This window comes from Actinomadura sp. NPDC048021 (genome assembly GCF_040653135.1).
Lineage (GTDB): Bacteria > Actinomycetota > Actinomycetes > Streptosporangiales > Streptosporangiaceae > Spirillospora > Spirillospora verrucosospora.
The window spans coordinates 270,019-289,528 of record NZ_JBEZJQ010000010.1; the positions used below are offsets into that span (position 1 = coordinate 270,019).

The window sequence follows — 19,510 nt, forward strand, 5'->3', positions numbered from 1 at the left end:
GACGACACACCGGCCGGTTTTCACTGTGCGCGACGGGTCGGGGCCTTACCGTGACCGAAGTCCCCGGCCGATCAGGAGATGCCCCGTGACCTCGGACAGCACCATCAGCGTCCTGCGCGACGTCCTGCGCGTGTACGACCACCGCTTCCTGGCCCTGGACGGCCCTCAGCGGGAGCGGCTCCTGGAGGGCACCCGCCGCGTCCTCGGCGAGGAGGGGCTGAGCGAGGCCGCCCGCGCGGCGATGCCCGCGTCCGCTCGGCTCAGGGCGTTCTGCATCCAGCACGGCCTGCGCGACGAGCTGGAGCGGCTGATCCGGGACGAGGTCGAGGGGGCCCCGGCGGGCGCGGTCGTGGTCGGCGGCCGGATCTACGCGATGTACCCCTACCTGCGCGGCGTCTCCCGGCAGGACGCCGACATCACCACCGAGGTCGGCGTCGAGCACCGCCTGGAGGCCGTCTGCTGGCAGGGCAGGAAGGTGCGCATCCGCGGGGCCGCCGCCCTCCAGCGCGTCGAGACCGGCCGGACGTCCGTCGACGTCGTCCTGCGGGAACGCTCGTCCGGCAAGGAGCACGGCTTCGTCGCCGATCCCCGCGCGGGCCGGTCCGGAGGGTTCGAGGTCGTCGCCGACCCGGCCGCCGTGGAACCGGGGCGCTGGGACGTGCACGTCACCGCGACCGCGCTCGGCGTCACCCGCGAGGCCCGATTCGGGTCCGTGCGCGCCGAGGGGGTCAAGGCGGCGGCGCAGCGGCGGGCCGTCGGAACCAAGGACGTCACCGTCTACTTCACCAAGGGCGGCCACCTGGCCCTGCTCGTGGCCGAGGTCGCCGAGCCCACCTCACTGCGCGCCAGGATCCGCCGCCTCCTCCGCCGCTGAGCACACGGGCCCGCGCGGCGCCGCCGGGCATGCGAAGGCGCGGGGACCGCGCACCGGTCCCCGCGCCGTCACGGAACGGCTCAGTCGTTGAGCCAGCTCATCATCGGGCGCAGCTCGGCGCCCGTCTTCTCGATCGGGTGCTGCGCCAGCTCCTCGCGGTACTGCGTGAACTTCTTCTGGCCGCCCTCGAACTCGTCCACCAGCTCCTTGGCGTACTCGCCGGACTGGATCTCGCCGAGGATCTTCTTCATCGCGGCCTTGGTCTCCGGCGTGATCACGCGCGGGCCGCGGCTGTAGCCGCCGTACTCGGCGTTGTCGGACACCGACCAGTACATCTTGGACACGCCGCCCTCGTACATCAGGTCGACGATCAGCTTCATCTCGTGGAGGACCTCGAAGTAGGCGACCTCCGGCTGGTAGCCGGCCTCGGTCAGCACCTCGAACCCGGTCTTGATCAGCTCGGAGACGCCGCCGCACAGCACCGCCTGCTCGCCGAACAGGTCGGTCTCGGTCTCCTCGGTGAAGGTCGTCTTGATGCCGCCCGCGCGCAGGCCGCCGATGGCCTTGGCGTAGGACAGCGCCAGCGGCCAGGCGTTGCCGGACGCGTCCTTCTCCACGGCCACGATCACCGGCACGCCGCGCCCGGCGACGAACTGGCGGCGCACGAGGTGGCCCGGGCCCTTCGGCGCCACCATCGCCACGTCCACGCCCTCCGGCGGCTGGACGAGGTCGTAGCGGATGCTGAAGCCGTGGCCGAAGAACAGCGCGTCGCCCTCGACGAGGGCGGGCTTGATGTCCTTCTCGAAGATCTCCCGGTGGTGGTGGTCGGGGGCCAGCAGCATGATCAGGTCGGCCTCCTCGGCGGCCTCCGCCGGGGTGACCACGCGCAGGCCCTCGGCCTCCGCCTTCTCCCGGCTGGCCGACCCCTCGCGGAGCCCGACCCGCACGTCGACGCCGGAGTCGCGCAGCGAGAGCGCGTGCGCGTGCCCCTGGCTGCCGTAGCCGATGATCGCCACGTGCCGGCCCTGGATCACGCTCAGGTCGGCGGCGTCGTCGTAGAACATCTCAGCCACAGTGCTGTTGCCTTTCGTTGGTGTGGTTGGTGCCGCCCGAGGGCGGCGTGCGGGTCGCGGGTCAGGCGCTGCGCTCGATGGACCGCAGCGAGCGGTCGGTGATGGACCGGGCGCCGCGGCCGATGGCCACCATGCCCGACTGCACCAGCTCCTTGATGCCGAACGGCTCCAGGATCCTGATGAACGCGTCCAGCTTGTCGCGGTTGCCCGTCGCCTCGATCGTGACGGCGTCGGGCGCGACGTCCACCACCTTGGCGCGGAACAGCGTCACGGTCTCCAGGACCTGCGAGCGGGTCTCGGCATCGGCGCGCACCTTGACCAGCACGAGCTCGCGCTGGACGGACGCCGAGGAATCCAGCTCGACGATCTTCAGCACGTTGATCAGCTTGTTCAGCTGCTTGGTGACCTGCTCCAGCGGCAGGTCGGCGACGTTCACCACGATCGTCATCCGGGAGATCTCCGGATGCTCGGTGGTGCCGACCGCCAGGGACTCGATGTTGAAGCCGCGCCGGGAGAACAGCGCCGCGACCCGAGCCAGGATGCCGGGCTTGTTCTCCACCAGCACCGAGAGGGTGTGCAGGCTCATCGGGGTCAGTCTCCGTTCTCCCAGTCGGGCGCCATGTCCCGGGCGATCTTGATGTCGTCGTTGGCGGTGCCGGCCGCGACCATCGGCCACACCATGGCGTCCTGGTGGACGACGAAGTCGATCACGACGGGGGCGTCGTTGATCTCCATGGCCTTGGCGATGACCTCGTCGACGTCCTCGGCCTTCTCGCAGCGCAGGCCGACGCACCCGTACGCCTCGGCGAGCTTGACGAAGTCGGGGATCCGCCTGGCCGAGTGCAAGTTCGTGTTGGAGTAGCGGCCCTCGTAGAAGAGCGTCTGCCACTGCCGGACCATCCCCAGGTTGCCGTTGTTGATGACGGCGACCTTGACCGGGATGCCCTCGATCGCGCAGGTCGCGAGCTCCTGGTTCGTCATCTGGAAGCAGCCGTCGCCGTCGATCGCCCAGACCGTGGAGTCCGGCGCGCCGACCTTGGCGCCCATCGCCGCCGGGACGGAGTATCCCATCGTCCCGGCGCCTCCGGAGTTCAGGAACGCGCCCGGCCGCTCGTACTTGATGAACTGCGCGGCCCACATCTGGTGCTGCCCGACGCCCGCGACGTAGTAGGCGTCCGGCCCGGCGATCTGCCCGATCCGCTCGATGACGTACTGCGGCGACAGCGAGCCGTCGTCGGGGGTGTCGTAGCCCAGCGGGTACGTCTCGCGCCAGGCGCTGAGCTGGCGCCACCAGTCGGTGTAGTCGCCCTTGCGGCCCGCCTCGTGCTCGTTCTGCAGGGCGACGACCAGGTCGGCGATCACCTCGCGGGCGTCCCCGACGATCGGGACGTCGGCGTGCCGGTTCTTGGAGATCTCCGCCGGGTCGATGTCGGCGTGCACGACCTTGGCGTGCGGCGCGAACCCGTCCAGCTTCCCGGTGACGCGGTCGTCGAACCGGGCGCCGAGCGCGACCAGCAGGTCGGCGCGCTGCAGGGCGCCGACCGCGCCGACCGTGCCGTGCATGCCCGGCATGCCCATGTTCAGCGGATGGCTGTCGGGCAGCGCGCCCTTGGCCATCAGCGTGGTGACGACCGGCGCGCCGGTCAGCTCGGCGAGCACCTTCAGCTCGGCGGCCGCGCCCGCCTTCAGCACGCCGCCGCCGACGTACAGCACCGGGCGCCGCGCCTGGACGATCAGCCGTGCCGCCTCGCGGACCTGCTTGGAGTGCGGCCGGGTGACGGGCCGGTACCCGGGGAGCTGCAGCGCGACCGGCCACTCGAACCCGACCGTGGCCTGCAGGGCGTCCTTGGCGATGTCGACCAGGACGGGGCCGGGCCGCCCGGTGCCCGCGATGTGGAACGCCTCGGCGATGGTGCGGCCGATGTCCTCGGCCTGGGTGACCAGGAAGTTGTGCTTGGTGATCGGCATCGTGATGCCGGCGATGTCGGCCTCCTGGAAGCCGTCGGTGCCGATCAGCGAGGACGCGACCTGCCCCGTGATCGCCACGATCGGCACCGAGTCCATGTAGGCGTCGGAGATCGCCGTGACGAGGTTCGTCGCGCCCGGCCCGCTGGTGGCCATGCAGACGCCCACCTTGCCGGTCACCATCGCGTAGCCCTGGGCGGCGTGGCCGGCGCCCTGCTCGTGCCGGACGAGGATGTGGCGCAGCTTCCTGGAGTCGAACAGCGGGTCGTACGCCGGGAGGATCGCGCCACCCGGAATCCCGAACACGGTGTCGACGCCGACGTTCTCCAGGGCGCGGACCAGCGCCTGGGCTCCCGTCATCTGTTCGATCGTCATGATTCTGCGGTTCCTTGGGGAGTGAGTCTTGGCTCGCCGGGCAACAAAAAACCCCCGCCGCCGTGGAGCGGTCGAGGGGAGGCGCGCAGGACGGAAAGCTTGGTCAGCCTGCGCGCCGACCAAGTACTACGAGGATGGTGGAGGTGCTCTGCACGTGCCCACTTTCGCCGATGTCCGGCCAACGGTCAAATCCTTGGACGCATTGTCTCATATGTCGAGACGGAGTGTCGTCCGGCAGGGGCGCCTCCCGGCATGACCGCCCCGCGCACCGCGGTCACCCCGGCAGCGGGAGCGGGACGTCGCCCGGACGGGCCTTGCCCGCGAGGTTCGTCCGCACCAGCGACTCGACCCGCTGCGCCGCCATCGGCCGCGCCACGAGGAACCCCTGGCCGCGCGGGCACCCCATCTCCCGCAGCAGCTCCAGCTGCTCGGGCCGCTCGATGCCCTCCGCCACCACGGTCAGCCCGAGGTCGCTGCCGAGCCGCACGATCGTCCGGGTGAGCAGCGTCAGGGTCTCGTCCGAACCGAGCCCCGCCACGAACGACGGATCGATCTTGATGATGTCGACCGGGAGCTGCCCGAGGTAGGCCAGCGAGGCGTACCCGGTGCCGAAGTCGTCGATCGCGAGCCGGACGCCGAGGTCGCGCAGCTGGGACAGGCGCTCGACGTTCTGGTCGGCGTCCTCGACGAGGACCTCCTCGCGCACCTCCAGCGTGAGCGCCTGCGGCGGCAGCCCCGTCTCCGCCAGCGCCGCCGCGACCGACTCCACGAACCGGGGCGCGGCGATCTGCCGGGCGGTGAAGTTCACCGACAGGCCCACGTCCCACGAGTCGCCGCGCCAGCGGGCGACCTCCCGGCACGCCTCCCGCAGCATCCAGTCGCCGAGCGGGATCATCAGCCCGGACTCCTCGGCCAGGCCGATGAACTCCTCCGGCGGCACCGCCTCGCTCCCCCGGCGCCAGCGCAGCAGCGCCTCCACGCCGGTCACGCGGGACGTGGCCAGGTCGACGACCGGCTGGAACTCCACGGAGAACTGCTCCTCGGCGAGCGCCGCCTGCAGGTCGCTGCCGAGCTCCAGCCGCCGGACGACGTCGGCGTGCATGTGCGGCGCGTACACCTCGACGCGCCCGCCGCCGAGCTCCTTCGCGCGGGCCATCGCGAGGTCGCCGTTGCGGATCAGTTCGGCGGCGCTGCGGCGGAGCCTGCGCCCCGCGTCCGATCCGCCGCCGTTCGGCTGCTCCGCGTCGGCGGCGAAGGCGATGCCGACACTCGCCGTCAGCACGATGTGCTTGTTGCCGACCTGGTATGGGTCGACCGAAAGCACGCGAAGGAGCCGACCGGCCAGTTCGACTGTGGCGCGCGTCTCACGGTCGTCCGGCGGGAGCTGCACCAGGACCGCGAACTCGTCGCCGCCCCACCGCGCCACCGTGTCGTCGGCCTGGACGTTCGCGCGCAGCCGCCGGGCCGCCTGCGCGAGCACCTGGTCGCCGGCCGCGTGGCCGTCGGAGTCGTTCACGGCGGTGAACCCGTCGATGTCGACGAACACGACCGCGGCCTTGCCGCCGGACGCCTGCCGCGACAGCACCTCCCGCGTGCGCTCCTCGAAGTACGACCGGTTCGGCAGGCCCGTCAGGCCGTCGTGGAAGGTCAGATGGGCGACCTGCCGTTGCAGCGCCGCCCGCTCGCTCAGGTCGCGGGTGGTGACCAGCAGCCGGGACGGCGCCCCGCCCGACCCCTTGTAGCGGGAGATCGTGGACTCCGTCGGCAGCCATGTCCCGTCGGCCGCGCGCAGCCGGCACGACACGCGCAGCGCGTCCTGCGGACCCACGTCGGACGGCTCGTCCAGGAACTCGGTGAACACCTGCTGGACGCGCGGCAGGTCCTCCGGGTGGATGATCTCGTTCAGCGGGCGGCCGAGCAGCTCGTCCTGGGTGTAGCGGTAGGTCCGCAGGGCGCCCGCGCTGGCGTGCCGGACGGTGGCGTCGAGGTCGCAGATGAGCACCGCGTCGTCGATGCTCTCCGACAGGGCCCGGAAGTGCTCCTCGCCGGTGTCCACGGCCCGGCGCAGCGCCTCGTTCTCCCGCAGCAGCGCCGCCAGGCGCGCGATCAGCACCAGCGCGGCCGAGCCCGCGGCGATCGAGATCGCCGGCTCCAGGCCGTCGTTGCCGGCGATCGAGTGGCCCGCGATGAACAGCGCGGCCGCGGCGGCCACCGCGGCGGGCGCGAGACCGGGGCCGATCATGCGGCCGCACTCCTCGGCGGGCGCCGCGACGTCCTCGGGGATGTCGTCGACGGGCAGCTCCGGCTCGGCGGCCGGGCCCGTCCACGGCACCAGCAGCAGGAGCAGCAGCCCCGCCAGGCGCAGGATGTCGGACGGATCCTCGGCGGACCCGCCCCCGTCCAGCCGGACGAACGTGGTCACGATGTCGGCCGCCGCGATGGCCGCCAGCGCGCCGTACCCCATCCAGGCGAGGCGGCGGTGCCCGCGCGCGGCGCCGAGCACGAACGGCAGCGCCCCGCAGACGAACACGATGTCGATCAGCGGGTAGAGCAGTTCCAGCAGGAACTCCGGCGGCGACTCCCCCGACCGGTGGTACAGGTTCCCGAACAGCGCCACCCAGCCGAGGACGAACAGCGCGCAGGCGCAGACGTAGGTGTCGGCGGCGTAGCGCAGCCACGTGCCCGCGTCGCGGGGCAGCCGGATCGGCGCGACCAGCCCGATGACGAGCGCGACCAGCGCGACCAGGTAGAACAGGTCGGGCACCGACAGCGACAGGGCGCTGCGGCCGGAACCGTACGCCAGCGCGCCGCCGACCGCGCCGACGAACCAGGAGGCGGCGGCGATGCCGTACCACCGCCAGGACGCGCGCCAGATGCCGCCGGGGGCGGCCGCCGGATCGGCGGACGGCCCGTCGGGGCGCCGGGACGACAGCAGCAGGGAGATCGCGGCGGCGCCCGCGGCGCCGGCCTCGGTCCAGGCGATGAAGGCGCGGCCGCCCCAGCCGAGCAGCGAGCCGGTGGCGTACAGCACACCGACGATCGCCGCCAGGGCGACCGGCAGCGCACGCGGCGGTACCCGCCTGGCGTAGTCGCCGCTCATCGCGCCGCGTCCCTTCCTGCCCGATGGGCTGATCGGCCCTGGCGGAGGCCGCGCCGCGCCAGGGGAGTTGGGGGCCACGACCCTCGCCGCCTGGATAACGGCCCGAAGGTCACGGATGGTGCCCCGCGCCGGATCGGCGCGGACCGGTGGCGAGCGCACCGGCCTCGCCTGCCCGGGGATCAGCGACGTTGCTGCACTACGGGATCACCGTGTCGCTCACTGTACGTTCGGTAGGTCACGGAGCGATTGAGGCTGGGCGACCTTCCCGCGACGAACGGCCTCGTCTCGGATCCGTTTGGGACGTCCGAAAGCCGAACATCCCCGGATCGCCTGCTTGCCCGGGATTACGCTGCGTAACAGGGAACGGTGAGCACCCGGGATCCGTACTACCTGCGGGAGGCGCCCATGCGACAGCACACCATCCTCGCCCCGGTCGTCGTGGCCTCGGCGGCCGCGCTCCTCGCGGCCTGCTCGTCCTCGCCGTCCGGAGGCGGAGAGGGCCGGACCCCGCCGCCGGCGTCCGCCACCCCGTCCGCGACCGGCGGCGGGCCCGGCATGCCCCGCTCCGTCACCGAGAACCTCAAGGTGCCGTGGGCCGTGGCGTTCCTGCCCGGAGCCGACGCGCTGGTCACCGAACGGGACACCGCCCGGCTCCTGCGCGTCACGCCGTCCGGGCGCGCGACGACGGTCGCCACGGTGCCCGGTGTGGACGCGAAAGGTGAGGGCGGTCTCCTCGGCGTCGCGGTGTCCCCGTCTTACGGCACCGACCATTTCGTCTACCTGTACTACACGGCCGCGTCCGACAACCGTGTCGTGCGCGCCACCTATGACGGCCGTCTCAGCGACCTGAAACCGATCGTCACCGGCATCCCCAAGGGCTCCATCCACAACGGGGGGCGCCTGGCCTTCGGCCCCGACAGGATGCTCTACGTCACCACCGGCGAGACCGGCGAGACCGGCATGGCGCAGGACAGGAACTCCCTCGGCGGCAAGATCCTCCGGGTCACCTCCGAGGGCGCCCCCGCGCCCGGCAACCCGTTCGGCACCCGCGTCTGGACCTACGGGCACCGCAACGTCCAAGGCCTCGCCTGGGACGACGCGGGCCGCCTGTACGCCACCGAGTTCGGCCAGGACCGCTTCGACGAGATCAACCTGATCCGCAAGGGCGGCAACTACGGCTGGCCGGTCGTCGAGGGCGTCGGCCACCGCAAGGGCTTCACCGACCCGCTCCTGACCTGGACGACCGACCAGGCGTCGCCGTCCGGCCTCGCCTACGCGAACGGTTCCCTGTGGGCCGCCGCTCTGCGCGGCGAGCGCCTCTGGCAGGTCCCCCTCGACAACGGCAAGGTGGGGCGCCCCCTCGCCCGCTTCCAGGGCCACTACGGAAGGCTGCGCGCGGTCGTCCGCACCCCCGACGGCTCACTGTGGGTGACGACCAGCAACAAGGACGGACGAGGCCAACCCCGCCCAGGCGACGACCGCATCATCGACGTCCCCCACCCCTGACCAGCACAACCCGACCGGGGACGCGTTCGGGTTCGCCGAGGCGTCTCGCCATGGGTGAGACGCCTCGGCGGACGTTCGGAACCCCCGGACCGGAGGGTCAGGAGGCGCCGAGCTTCTCCAGGATCAGCTCGCGGGCGCGGCCGGCGTCGGCCTGGCCGCGGGTGGCCTTCATCACGGCGCCGACGAGCGCGCCGGCGGCGGCGACCTTTCCGGCGCGGATCTTGTCGGCCACGTCGGCGTTGCCGGCGATCACCTGGTCGATGACCGAGGACAGCTCGCCCTCGTCGCTGACGACCTTCAGGCCCCGCGCGGCGACGACCTCGTCCGGGCCGCCCTCGCCCGCGAGGACGCCCTCGAACACCTTGCGGGCCAGCTTGTCGTTCAGCTCGCCCGCGGTGATCATCGCCTGGACGCGGGCGACCTGCTCGGGCGTGATCGGCAGCTCGGCCAGTTCGACGCCCTGCTCGGTGGCGCGCCGCGACAGCTCGTTCATCCACCACTTGCGGGCGGCCGGGGCGTCGGTGCCCTGCGCGACCGTCGCCTCGATGAGGTCGACGGCGCCGGCGTTGACGACGTCCCGCAGCTCCAGGTCGGACAGCTTCCACTCCCGCTGGATGCGGGCGCGGCGCGCGGCCGGCAGCTCCGGCAGGGTGGCGCGCAGCTCCTCCACCCACTCCCGCGACGGCGCCATCGGCACCAGGTCGGGCTCGGGGAAGTAGCGGTAGTCCTGCGCCTCCTCCTTGCTGCGCCCGCTCGTGGTGCGGCCGGTGTCCTCGTGGAAGTGCCGGGTCTCCTGGACGACGGTGCCGCCCGCGTCCAGCACGCCCGCCTGCCGCTCGATCTCCGACCGGACGGACCGCTCGACCGACCGCAGCGAGTTGACGTTCTTGGTCTCGGTCCGGGTGCCCCACTTCTCGGCGCCGCGCGGCATCAGCGAGACGTTCACGTCGCAGCGCATCGAGCCCTGCTCCATGCGCACGTCCGACACGCCGAGCGACCGGACCAGCTCGCGCAGCTCCGTCGCGTACGCCCGCGCCACCAGCGGCGCCCGGTCACCGGTCGCCGGGATCGGCTTGGTGACGATCTCCACCAGCGGGATGCCCGCCCGGTTGTAGTCGACGAGGGAGTACTCGGCGCCGTGGATGCGCCCGGTCGAGCCGCCGACGTGCAGCGACTTGCCGGTGTCCTCCTCCATGTGGACGCGCTCGATCCCGATCCGGAACGTCTCGCCGTCGACCTCGACGTCCAGGTGGCCGTCCACGCAGATCGGCTCGTCGTACTGCGAGATCTGGTAGTTCTTCGGCATGTCCGGGTAGAAGTAGTTCTTCCGGGCGAACCGGCACCACTCCACGATGTCGCAGTTCAGCGCGAGGCCGATCTTGATGATGCCCTCGATCGCGGCGTGGTTGGTGACCGGCAGCGATCCCGGCAGCCCCAGGCACACCGGGCACACCTGCGTGTTCGGTTCCGCGCCGAACGCCGTCGGGCACCCGCAGAACATCTTGGACGCGGTGCCGAGCTCGATGTGCGTCTCGATGCCGAGGACCGGTTCGTACTTCGCCAGCGCCTCGTCGTAGTCCATCAGGGCCGGAGTGGTCACTTCGCCTCCACCAGTTCCGGGGCCTGGGCCAGCAGCGGGCCGCCCCAGCGCTCTTCGAGGGCCCGCTCGACGGCGGCGCCGACGCGGTAGACGCGGTCGTCGCCGAGGACGGGGGCCATGATCTGCAGGCCGACGGGCAGGCCGTCCGCCAGGCCGCACGGCACCGAGATCGCGGCGTTGCCGGTGAGGTTGGCCGGGATCGTGCACAGGTCGGCCAGGTACATGGCGATCGGGTCGTCGGCGCGCTCGCCGATCGGGAACGCGGTGGTCGGCGTGGTCGGCGAGACCAGCACGTCCACCTGCTCGAACGCCGCCTCGAAGTCGCGCTTGATCAGGGTGCGGACCTGCTGCGCCTTGCCGTAGTAGGCGTCGTAGTAGCCCGACGACAGCGCGTAGGTGCCGAGCATGATGCGCCGCTTCACCTCGGGCCCGAAGCCCTCCGCGCGGGTCAGCGCCATGACCTCCTCGGCGCTGCGGCTGCCGTCGTCGCCGACGCGCAGGCCGTACCGCATCGCGTCGAAACGCGCGAGGTTGGACGAGCACTCCGACGGCGCGATCAGGTAGTACGCGGGCAGCGCGTAGGAGAAGTGCGGGCAGGACACCTCGACGACCTTCGCGCCGAGGGACTCCAGCAGCTCGACCGCCTCGTTGAAGCGCGCCGAGACGCCCGCCTGGTAGCCGTCGCCCGCGAACTCCTTCACGACCCCGACGCGCAGCCCGTTGACGTCGGCGCGGCGCGCGGCCTCCACGACCGGTGGGACGGCCTGGTCCACCGAGGTGGAGTCCATGACGTCGTGGCCGCTGAACGCCTCGTGCAGCAGCGCCGCGTCCAGCACGTTGCGCGCGAACGGGCCGGGCGTGTCGAGCGAGGACGCGAACGCGATGACGCCGTAGCGGGACGAGCCGCCGTAGGTGGGCTTCATCCCGACGATGCCGGTGACGGCGGCGGGCTGCCGGATGGAGCCGCCGGTGTCGGTGCCGGTGGACAGCGGCGCCTCGTACGCCGCGACCGCCGCCGACGACCCGCCCGACGACCCGCCCGGGACCCGCTCCAGGTCCCACGGGTTGCGGGAGACGAAGTAGGCGCTGTTCTCCGTGGACGAGCCCATCGCGAACTCGTCCATGTTCGTCTTGCCGAGGATCACCAGCCCGGCCTGCCGCAGCCGCGCCGTCACGGTCGCGTCGTACGGCGGCCGCCAGCCCTCAAGGATCTTGGATCCGGCGGTGGTGGGCATGTCCGCGGTGGTGAACACGTCCTTGTGCGCGATGGGGACGCCGGCCAGCGGGCCGAGCTCCTCCCCCGCCGCGCGCCGCTCGTCCACCTCGCGGGCCTGTGCCAGCGTCGTCTCGCGGTCGACGTGCAGGAACGCCTTGACGCCGCCGTCCACCGCCGCGATGCGGTCCAGGTGCGCCTCGGCCACCTCGACGGCCGACGCCTCACCCGCGGCCATCAGCTCCCCGAGCTCCGCCGCACTCTTCCTGACCAGCTCACTCACCGCACGTGTCCTTTCTGGGGGGACGGCCCCCCAGGCCCCCCGGGCCTGCCGCCTGAGCGGCGCCCTCCACTCCGCTGCGCTCCGTTCCGGTCACCGCACGCGTGACTTCTGGGGGGCGACCCCCCAGACCCCCCGGGCCTGCCGCCTGAGCGGCGCCCTCCACTCCGCTGCGCTCCGTTCCGGTCACCGCTCAGGCCTCCTCGTCGAGGATCCGCGGCACGCGGAAGCGCTGCTCCTCGGCGGCCGGGGCGCCGGCGAGGGCCTGCTCGGGCCGGAGGCACTCCCGCACCTCGTCCGTCCGGTAGACGTTGGTCAGCGGCAGCGCGTGCGAGGTGGGCGGGATGTCCTCCGCCGCGACCTCCTGCACCCGCGCGACCGCGGAGATGATCTGGTCGAGCTGGGCGGCGAGATGGTCGAGCTCATCGTCGCCGAGCGCCAGCCGGGACAGCCGGGCGAGGTGCGACACCTCGTCACGGGTGATGGCGGACATTGAAGAAACCGTTCCTGCGATGAAGTGGGTTCACGGCCATCCTATGGGCCCGCGCCCCCGCACCCCGACCCGTTTACGCGGGCGTGCCCGCGGCGGGTCGCCCAGGTCGCCCGTTTCATCCCCGCACAGAGGGAACGCTTCTTGCGTCCACCCCCGGGACGAACGAGAGGAGACCGCCGTGACCATCGGCGGCAGCATCGCCCTGATCATCATCGGCGCGATCCTGGCATACGCAGTCAACTACGACATCAGCGGCATCGACATCCGGCTGGTCGGCGTCATCCTCATGATCGGCGGCGTGATCGGCCTCGTCGTCGGCATCGTGCGGATCATGTCCGCCCGCCGCGCCGTCGACCGCCGTCCCCCGCCCGCGGCCGTGCGCGAGGAGTACTACGCCGACGACTACGAGGCCCGTCGCCGCTACTGACCGCGGACACCGCCCCACGCATCACGCCCCGCGGCGGGCAGGGCGCCCCCTCACCTGGGCGGCGCCCTGCCCGCGCGTCCGCTGGAAGACCCTTCTGGTGCGAAACGGTCCCTGCCCCCATCGGCGTTCGGCCGTGGCGGTCAGGCGCCTCCGGGCGCCTTCACCGAGGGGACGGCGAAGGAGTACAGCCAGTCGGTGGCGGTCGCGGCGTCCATGGGACGGCAGAAGTGCCAGCCCTGGGCGGCGTCGCAGCCCATCTCCCGCAGCCGCTCTGCGGTGGCCGGGTCCTCGACGCCCTCGGCGACCGAGCGCAGCCCGAGCGTGCGGACGAGGTCGACGATCGAGCGGACGATGACGGCGTCGTCGGCAGAGTCGGCCAGGCGCCCCACGAACGATGAGTCGATCTTGATCTCCTCGACGGGCAGGCGCTTGAGCCGCACGAGGGAGGAGTAGCCGGTGCCGAAGTCGTCCAGGCTGAGCGGGATGCCGAGCTCGGCGAGGGCGCTCACCGTGTCGGAGGCGTAGGCGGGCTCGTTCATCAGGATGCGCTCGGTGATCTCCAGTTGGAGCGCGGCGGCGGGCAGGCCGCGGGCGAGCAGGCCCTCCTCGATGACCTCGGTGAGCCCGGTGTCGAGCAGGTCGCGTCCCGAGGCGTTCACCGCGACCTGGACCGGCATGTCCGCCCGCCACCACGCGGCGGTCTGGGCGAGCGCGGCCTGCACGACGTAGTGGGTGATCGAGCGCATCAGGTACGTCTGCTCGGCGACCGACAGGAACGCCTCGGGCTCCAGGAGGCCCTTGTCGGGGTGGCGCCAGCGCAGCAGGGCCTCCATGCCGACGAGGTGGCCGTCCCGCAGCGAGATCTTCGGTTGGTAGAACAGCTCCAGCTCGGAGCGGTCGATGGCGCGGCGCAGATCGCCGAGCATGCTGAGCCGGGCCGGGGAGTTGCGGTCCTTGCCGGGCGAGTACGTCTCGACGCCGGTCCGGGCCTCCTTGGCGTTGTACATGGCGACGTCGGCGCGCTGCAGGAGCAGCTCGAAGTCGGGCGCGTGGTCGGGGAACAGCGCGATGCCGACGCTGGCCTCCAGATCGAACGACATGCCGTCCAGCCGGACGGGTTCGGAGAGCGCGGCGCGCAGCCGGGCGGCGACCTCGCGGGCGGCGGCCTCGTCCCGCACGGTGGGCAGCAGCACCGCGAACTCGTCGCCGCCGAGCCGCGCGACGAGGTCGCCGGGGCGGACGCTGTGGGTGAGCCGGTGCGCGACGAGCTGGAGCAGCCGGTCGCCGGTGGGGTGCCCGAGGGTGTCGTTGACCTCCTTGAACCGGTCGAGGTCGAGCAGGAACAGCCCGGCGCGGTGGTCCGGCGGGTCGGCCGCCTTGCGGCGCCGGGCCCCGAGCCCGGCGGCGCGCGGGAGCCGCCGCTCCGCGCCGCGCGCCTCGGCGAGGGCCTCCTCGGTGCGGACGATCAGCAGCTTGCGGTTGGGCAGGCCGGTCAGCCCGTCGTGCAGCGCCTGGTGCTCGCGCCGGACCGAGACGGAGGCGTTGAGGTAGACGGCGATGAACGGCAGGACGATCAGCGGCACGAAGACGGCGGACCGGTCCATCGCGATGACCATCAGCGGGGCGAGGCCGAGCAGCGCCAGGTGCACGAGGACCTGGTAGGCCAGGTCCCAGCGGAGCGCCTTGACGAGCGAGACGCGGGCGTGCAGCGCGACGGCGGCGCCGACGAGGGTGTCGTTGCAGACGAAGTAGACGGCGCCGGCGAGCGCGATCGCGGGCAGGTCGGAGCCGTGCGGCACCCACAGCTGCGAGGGGGTCGCGAGGTCGCCGGAGAGCGCGAGGACGAGCTGGGCGGCGGCCAGGCTGAGCGTGTACTGCGCGACGTTGAAGGCGATGCGGTGCGGGGAGCGGGAACGGAAGATCCCGCAGGTGATCACGGCGACGGCCTGGAGGGCGGCGGCGATGGGCAGCCCGGCGTACAGCAGCGCGGCGAACGAGAACGTCGTCGAGGTGGTGGCGCCGTTGTTCTCGGTGCTGCCGGGCGTGATGATCGGCCGCAGCTCGCCGAAGATGATGAAGCAGCCGAGGATCCAGAACACGGGGGTTCCGGCGAGCGCGTCCAGGTCGGCGCGGGTCAGCCCGGAGAACGCGGCGGCCGCGGCGGCGAGGCCGAGCAGGATGACGACGACGAAGTAGATCCACAACGGGGAGCCACGGCGTGGCGCCGTGTTCCGCGTGTTGTTCGGGTCCTTCATCACATCCTCGGGGGGCTGCGGGGGGTCGCCCCCCGGCACCGGGCGTCCCCGACCTCGGGGGACGCCCCCCGGGTGTTACGTCCGGAGATTTCAGGTGTGGGTCGTGATGTGAGGGAGGGTACGGCCTTCGCTCAACTTCGCGAAACCGGTTGCGTACGTTCCGTTATTTCCTTTCCGCGTCCGTCCCTCGTCGCTGGGTAGTGGAAGTGTACCCCTGAGTAACGCAACCCTGGTCGAAACCCCCGCAACCACGCCGTGTTAGGCGTCCGCGCGCATAGTTACGTTTTTGGCCGCATCTGGCCCATCGGAGAGGAGGACCCGGAACCCCTCCTCGGCCAGGACCGGCACGCCCAACTTGACCGCTTTATCGTATTTCGACCCTGGACTGTCGCCGACGACCACGAAGCCCGTCTTCTTCGACACCGACCCGGACACCTTCCCGCCGAGCCGCTGCACCGCCTCGGTCGCCGAGTCGCGGCTGAACCCCTCCAGCGATCCGGTGATCACCACGCTGACGCCCTCCAGCGGGCGCGGCCCCGCGGCCCCCTCGTCCCGCATCCGGACGCCGGCGGCGCGCCACTTGTCGACGATCTCGCGGTGCCAGGGCTCCTCGAACCACTTCTTGATGGACGCGGCGATGGTGGGCCCCACGCCGTCCACCGCGGCGAGCTCCTCCTCCGTCGCCTCGGCGATCGCGTCGAGCGAGCGCATCTCGCGCGCGAGGTCCTGGGCGGCGGACGGCCCGACATGCCGGATCGACAGCGCCACCAGCACCCGCCACAGCGGCTGCCGCTTGGCCTTCTCCAGCTCCTCGAAGAGGATCTCGACCGTCTTCTTCGGCTCGCCCTCCTTGTTGGCGAAGAACGACACCACCTTCGGCTCGCCGGTCTTCGGGTCGGTCTTGGCCGTGCCGGTCCGCTGGTCGAGGACCGGGCTCCTGATCGGGAGCAGCTGGTCGACGGTGAGGTGGAACAGGTCGCCCTCGTTCTTCACCGGCGGGTCGCTCGGCTCCAGCGGCTGGGTGAGCGCGGTCGCCGCGACGTAGCCGAGCGCCTCGATGTCGAGCACCTTGCGGCTCGCCAGGTAGAACAGCCGCTCGCGCAGCTGGCCGGGGCAGCTCCTGGCGTTCGGGCAGCGGATGTCGACGTCGCCCTCCTTCTCGTACGCCAGCTCCGTCCCGCACTCGGGGCAGGTGTCGGGCATGACGAACTCGCGCTCGGACCCGTCGCGCAGCCCGGTCACCGGCGCGACGATCTCGGGGATGACGTCGCCCGCCTTGCGCAGCACGACCGTGTCGCCGATCAGCACGCCCTTGCGCCTGACCTCGCTCGCGTTGTGCAGCGTCGCCCGCTCCACCGTGGACCCGGCGACCTTGATCGGCTCCATCACCCCGTAGGGGGTGACGCGCCCGGTCCGCCCCACGCCGACCCTGATGTCGAGGAGCTTGGTGTTGACCTCCTCCGGCGGGTACTTCCACGCGATCGCCCAGCGCGGCGCCCGGCTCGTCGACCCGAGCCGGCGCTGCAGCGCGAACTGGTCGACCTTGACGACGACCCCGTCGATCTCGTAGGCGGTGCCGTGCCGGTCCTCGCCGTACTCCTCGATGTACTCGCGGACGGCGCCGAGCCCGGAGACGACCTTGTAGCGGTCGCTGACCGGCAGGCCCCAGCCGCGCATCAGCTCGTACGCGCCGGACTGGCTGTCGGGCTGCTCCCCGCCCCGCCACGCGCCGAACCCGTGGACGAGCATGCCGAGCGGCCGGTGCGCGGTCACCCGCGGGTCCTTCTGCCGCAGCGAGCCCGCCGCCGCGTTGCGCGGGTTGGCGAAGGGCTCCTTGCCCGCCTCGATCTGGACCGCGTTGACCTGCTCGAACCCCTCGACCGGCAGGAAGACCTCGCCGCGGACCTCCAGGACGTCCGGCCAGCCCTCGCCGGCCAGCCGGGCGGGGATGTCGGCGATGGTGCGGACGTTGTTGGTGACGTCCTCGCCGGTGCGCCCGTCGCCGCGGGTGACCCCGCGCACGAGCCGCCCCTTCTCGTACGTCAGCGCGATCGCCAGGCCGTCGATCTTCAGCTCGCACAGGTAGCCGGCGACCTCGCCGACCTCCTTGACGACCCGCTCGTCCCAGGCGAGCAGCTCCTCGGCGCTCATCGCGTTGTCGAGGCTCTGCATCCGCTCCAGGTGCTGGACGGTCGCGAAGTCGGTGACGATGGGCGCGCCGACCCGCTGTGTCGGCGAGTCGGGCGTGACCAGCTCCGGATACCGCTCCTCCAGCGCCCGGATGTCGCGCATCATCCGGTCGTACTCGGCGTCGGAGAGCGTCGGCTGGTCGAGGACGTAGTACCGGTAGTTGGCCTCGTCGAGCCGCTCGCTCAGCTCCTTGTGGCGCTGCCGCGCCTCGGTCGGAACGCCGTCGCTCATGGTCATGCCCCTATTCTCGCCAACGGGACCGACAATATGAGCCCTCGGCGCGCCCTTCTAGAGAGCCGCTTCGTAGAGCATCCGGGCGGTGTCGCGGCAGCGTGCGAGGGCGGCGCGGACGTGGCGGGGCGAGGCGCCCGCCATGCCGCAGGCCGGAGTGATCACGACTTGTTCGGCCAGCCGCTGGGCGGGGAAGCCGAAGCGGCGCCACAGCTCCCGCACCGGCTCGGCGGTCGCCTTGAGGGGCGGAAGGGCGGCGTCGGTCGCGGGGACGGCGCCGAGGAACAGGCCGATCCCCGCGTCGATCGCCTCCCCCACGGCGTCGTCGTCGCGTCTCGGGACCAGGCGCAGGTCGATGGAGAGGGCCTTCGCGCCGGCGCCGCGCAGGAGGTCGTAGGGGACGTTCCGGGCGCAGCAGTGCACGACGGGGTAGGCGTCCGTCGCGCCGATCACGGTGCGGAGGGCCTCTTCGGCAATCGGCGCCTCGATCGCCCGTAGGCGGGAGAAGCCGCTGGCGGTCGGGACCGTCCCGGCCAGGGCGGCGGGCAGGCTGGGCTCGTCCAACTGCAGGATGATCTGCGCCGCCGGGAGTCGGCGCTGGACGCCGGCCACGTGGGCGGCGACGCCCTCGGCCAGCGAGGCGGTCAGGTCGCGGACGGCGCCGGGGTCCTTCAGCGCCCGGTCGCCGTGCCGCAGCTCGATCGAGGCGGCCAGCGTCCACGGCCCACAGACCTGGATCTTGAACGGGCCGTCGTGGCCGCCCGCGACCTCCTCAAGGACGTCCAGGTCACGGGCGAGGTGGTCGCGGGAGCGCTGCGTGTCGCGCCCGGGGCGGTCGGAGAACCGCCAACCGGACGGCTCCAGGTGCACGGGCATCTCGACCAGCAGGCCGGCGGTCCGCCCCGCCAGATCGGCGCCGGGGCCGCGCGCGGGCAGCTCGGGCAGGTGCGGCAGCTCGGGCACCTCGCCGAGGACGATCCGCAGCGCCTCGGCGGGGTCCTCCCCCGGATAGGACCCGACGCCGGTCGCCGTCCCGGCCTGCCACGGAAAGCTCGTCACCCTGTAAAGCCTATCGGCGCCGCGGGGCGGCGATCACAGCAGCGCGGCCAGCCGGTCGAGGCGGCGGAGCGTGTCGTCCTCCGGCTCGGTCCGCAGGTTGAACAGGACCTCGTCGGCTCCCGCGGCCTCCAGCTCGGCGACGGCCTCCGGTCTGGCCGGGACGGCGAACACCGTCACCGGCACCCGGCGTCCCGCCCGCTCGCGCAGGTCCGCGATCCGGGCGGCGAGATCACCGGTTCCGCGGCCGTAGAGCGGCATCCATCCGTCGCCGTACTCCGCGACCCGGTCGAGCGCCGTCGGCCCCGAGCCGCCGACCAGCACGGGCGGATGCGGGTCCTGGACGGGCTTCGGGTAGGAGAACACCGGGTCGAAGTCGACGAACTCGCCGTGGAACTCGGCCCGCTCCTTCGTCCACAGCTCCTTGACCGCCAGCACCCGCTCGCGCATCAACCGCATCCGGGTCGCCGGGTCGGTGCCGTGGTTGCGCATCTCCTCCCGGTTCCAGCCGGCGCCGACGCCGAGCACGGCGCGTCCGCCGGAGACCAGGTCGAGGGAGGCGGCCTCCTTCGCCAGCGTGATCGGGTCGCGCTGGACGACCAGCGCGATGCCCGTCCCGAGCCGGAGGCGCGCGGTGACGGCGGCGGCCGCCGACAGCGCGACGAACGGGTCGAGCGTCCGGTAGTAGATGCGCGGCAGCTCGCCGCCGCCCGGATACTCCGACTCCCGCTTCACGGGGATGTGCGTGTGCTCGGTGACGAACAGGGACCCGAACCCGCGCTCCTCCAGCGCCCGCCCGAGCGCGGCGGGGCCGATCCCCTCATCGGTCACGAACGTCGAGACACCGAACCGCATCGCGCTCTCCTTCCGGC

14 protein-coding genes are annotated in these 19,510 nt (G+C 72.4%); 3 read left to right on the forward strand and 11 right to left on the reverse strand.

Annotated features, from left to right (window positions below):
* Positions 1-85: 85 nt before the first annotated feature.
* Positions 86-874: a hypothetical protein gene (locus tag AB0C87_RS19285; RefSeq protein WP_360578727.1), complete on the forward strand. Its 789-nt coding sequence runs from the start codon at positions 86-88 to the stop codon at positions 872-874.
* Between the two features lie 80 nt (positions 875-954).
* Here AB0C87_RS19285 and ilvC read toward each other — a convergent pair whose 3' ends face one another.
* The 4 genes from ilvC to AB0C87_RS19305 form a co-directional block, all read right to left on the reverse strand.
* On the reverse strand, positions 955-1,938 hold the full coding sequence (ilvC, locus tag AB0C87_RS19290) for a ketol-acid reductoisomerase (RefSeq protein ID WP_345174821.1): 984 nt from the start codon (positions 1,936-1,938) through the stop codon (positions 955-957).
* A 70-nt stretch (positions 1,939-2,008) separates the two neighbouring features.
* The gene (gene ilvN / locus AB0C87_RS19295) at positions 2,009-2,533 is read right to left on the reverse strand and encodes an acetolactate synthase small subunit (RefSeq protein WP_345174819.1); all 525 of its coding nucleotides are present in this window, start codon (positions 2,531-2,533) and stop codon (positions 2,009-2,011) included.
* 5 nt (positions 2,534-2,538) lie between these two features.
* Complete coding sequence (locus AB0C87_RS19300) at positions 2,539-4,410, reverse strand: acetolactate synthase large subunit (protein ID WP_353834071.1); 1,872 nt, start codon at positions 4,408-4,410, stop codon at positions 2,539-2,541.
* A gap of 151 nt (positions 4,411-4,561) precedes the next feature.
* Complete coding sequence (locus tag AB0C87_RS19305) at positions 4,562-7,387, reverse strand: EAL domain-containing protein (RefSeq protein WP_353834072.1); 2,826 nt, start codon at positions 7,385-7,387, stop codon at positions 4,562-4,564.
* A gap of 366 nt (positions 7,388-7,753) precedes the next feature.
* On the opposite strand from AB0C87_RS19305, the gene AB0C87_RS19310 reads away from it, so the two are divergent.
* Positions 7,754-8,893, forward strand: coding sequence for a PQQ-dependent sugar dehydrogenase (locus AB0C87_RS19310; protein ID WP_360578730.1), 1,140 nt, complete (start codon positions 7,754-7,756; stop codon positions 8,891-8,893).
* A gap of 97 nt (positions 8,894-8,990) precedes the next feature.
* Here AB0C87_RS19310 and gatB read toward each other — a convergent pair whose 3' ends face one another.
* From gatB to gatC, 3 genes are all read right to left on the reverse strand, one after another.
* Positions 8,991-10,475 carry an Asp-tRNA(Asn)/Glu-tRNA(Gln) amidotransferase subunit GatB gene (gatB, locus tag AB0C87_RS19315; RefSeq protein WP_345175209.1) on the reverse strand — a complete coding sequence of 495 codons (1,485 nt, stop codon included), beginning with the start codon at positions 10,473-10,475 and terminating at the stop codon, positions 8,991-8,993.
* A gap of 14 nt (positions 10,476-10,489) precedes the next feature.
* A complete protein-coding gene (gatA, locus tag AB0C87_RS19320) occupies positions 10,490-11,944 on the reverse strand; it encodes an Asp-tRNA(Asn)/Glu-tRNA(Gln) amidotransferase subunit GatA (protein ID WP_360578767.1) in 1,455 nt (484 codons plus the stop codon).
* Positions 11,945-12,179: 235 nt separating this feature from the next.
* Positions 12,180-12,479, reverse strand: coding sequence for an Asp-tRNA(Asn)/Glu-tRNA(Gln) amidotransferase subunit GatC (gene gatC, locus AB0C87_RS19325; RefSeq protein WP_345174812.1), 300 nt, complete (start codon positions 12,477-12,479; stop codon positions 12,180-12,182).
* 178 nt (positions 12,480-12,657) lie between these two features.
* Here gatC and AB0C87_RS19330 point away from each other — a divergent pair, with 178 nt between their 5' ends.
* A complete protein-coding gene (locus tag AB0C87_RS19330) occupies positions 12,658-12,906 on the forward strand; it encodes a DUF6458 family protein (protein ID WP_345174811.1) in 249 nt (82 codons plus the stop codon).
* Between the two features lie 140 nt (positions 12,907-13,046).
* Here the strand turns inward: AB0C87_RS19330 and AB0C87_RS19335 are convergent, their stop codons facing one another.
* From AB0C87_RS19335 to AB0C87_RS19350, 4 genes are all read right to left on the reverse strand, one after another.
* The gene (locus AB0C87_RS19335) at positions 13,047-15,161 is read right to left on the reverse strand and encodes an EAL domain-containing protein (RefSeq protein WP_353834074.1); all 2,115 of its coding nucleotides are present in this window, start codon (positions 15,159-15,161) and stop codon (positions 13,047-13,049) included.
* Between the two features lie 258 nt (positions 15,162-15,419).
* Positions 15,420-17,588: an NAD-dependent DNA ligase LigA gene (gene ligA / locus AB0C87_RS19340; RefSeq protein WP_345174808.1), complete on the reverse strand. Its 2,169-nt coding sequence runs from the start codon at positions 17,586-17,588 to the stop codon at positions 15,420-15,422.
* A 51-nt stretch (positions 17,589-17,639) separates the two neighbouring features.
* The gene (locus AB0C87_RS19345; protein ID WP_360578732.1) at positions 17,640-18,641 is read right to left on the reverse strand and encodes a methionine synthase; all 1,002 of its coding nucleotides are present in this window, start codon (positions 18,639-18,641) and stop codon (positions 17,640-17,642) included.
* A gap of 33 nt (positions 18,642-18,674) precedes the next feature.
* Positions 18,675-19,493 (reverse strand): LLM class F420-dependent oxidoreductase, encoded by an 819-nt coding sequence (locus AB0C87_RS19350; RefSeq protein ID WP_360578734.1) that lies wholly within the window; start codon positions 19,491-19,493, stop codon positions 18,675-18,677.
* Positions 19,494-19,510 lie beyond the last annotated feature (17 nt).

Coding starts and splice junctions, on each gene's coding strand:
- ilvC (WP_345174821.1), bottom strand. CDS start 1,938: ATGTTCTACGACGACGCCGCCGACCTGAGCGTGATCCAGGGCCGGCAC.
- ilvN (WP_345174819.1), bottom strand. CDS start 2,533: ATGAGCCTGCACACCCTCTCGGTGCTGGTGGAGAACAAGCCCGGCATC.
- AB0C87_RS19305 (WP_353834072.1), bottom strand. CDS start 7,387: ATGAGCGGCGACTACGCCAGGCGGGTACCGCCGCGTGCGCTGCCGGTC.
- gatB (WP_345175209.1), bottom strand. CDS start 10,475: ATGGACTACGACGAGGCGCTGGCGAAGTACGAACCGGTCCTCGGCATC.
- gatA (WP_360578767.1), bottom strand. CDS start 11,944: ATGGCCGCGGGTGAGGCGTCGGCCGTCGAGGTGGCCGAGGCGCACCTG.
- gatC (WP_345174812.1), bottom strand. CDS start 12,479: ATGTCCGCCATCACCCGTGACGAGGTGTCGCACCTCGCCCGGCTGTCC.
- AB0C87_RS19335 (WP_353834074.1), bottom strand. CDS start 15,161: ATGAAGGACCCGAACAACACGCGGAACACGGCGCCACGCCGTGGCTCC.
- ligA (WP_345174808.1), bottom strand. CDS start 17,588: ATGACCATGAGCGACGGCGTTCCGACCGAGGCGCGGCAGCGCCACAAG.
- AB0C87_RS19350 (WP_360578734.1), bottom strand. CDS start 19,493: ATGCGGTTCGGTGTCTCGACGTTCGTGACCGATGAGGGGATCGGCCCC.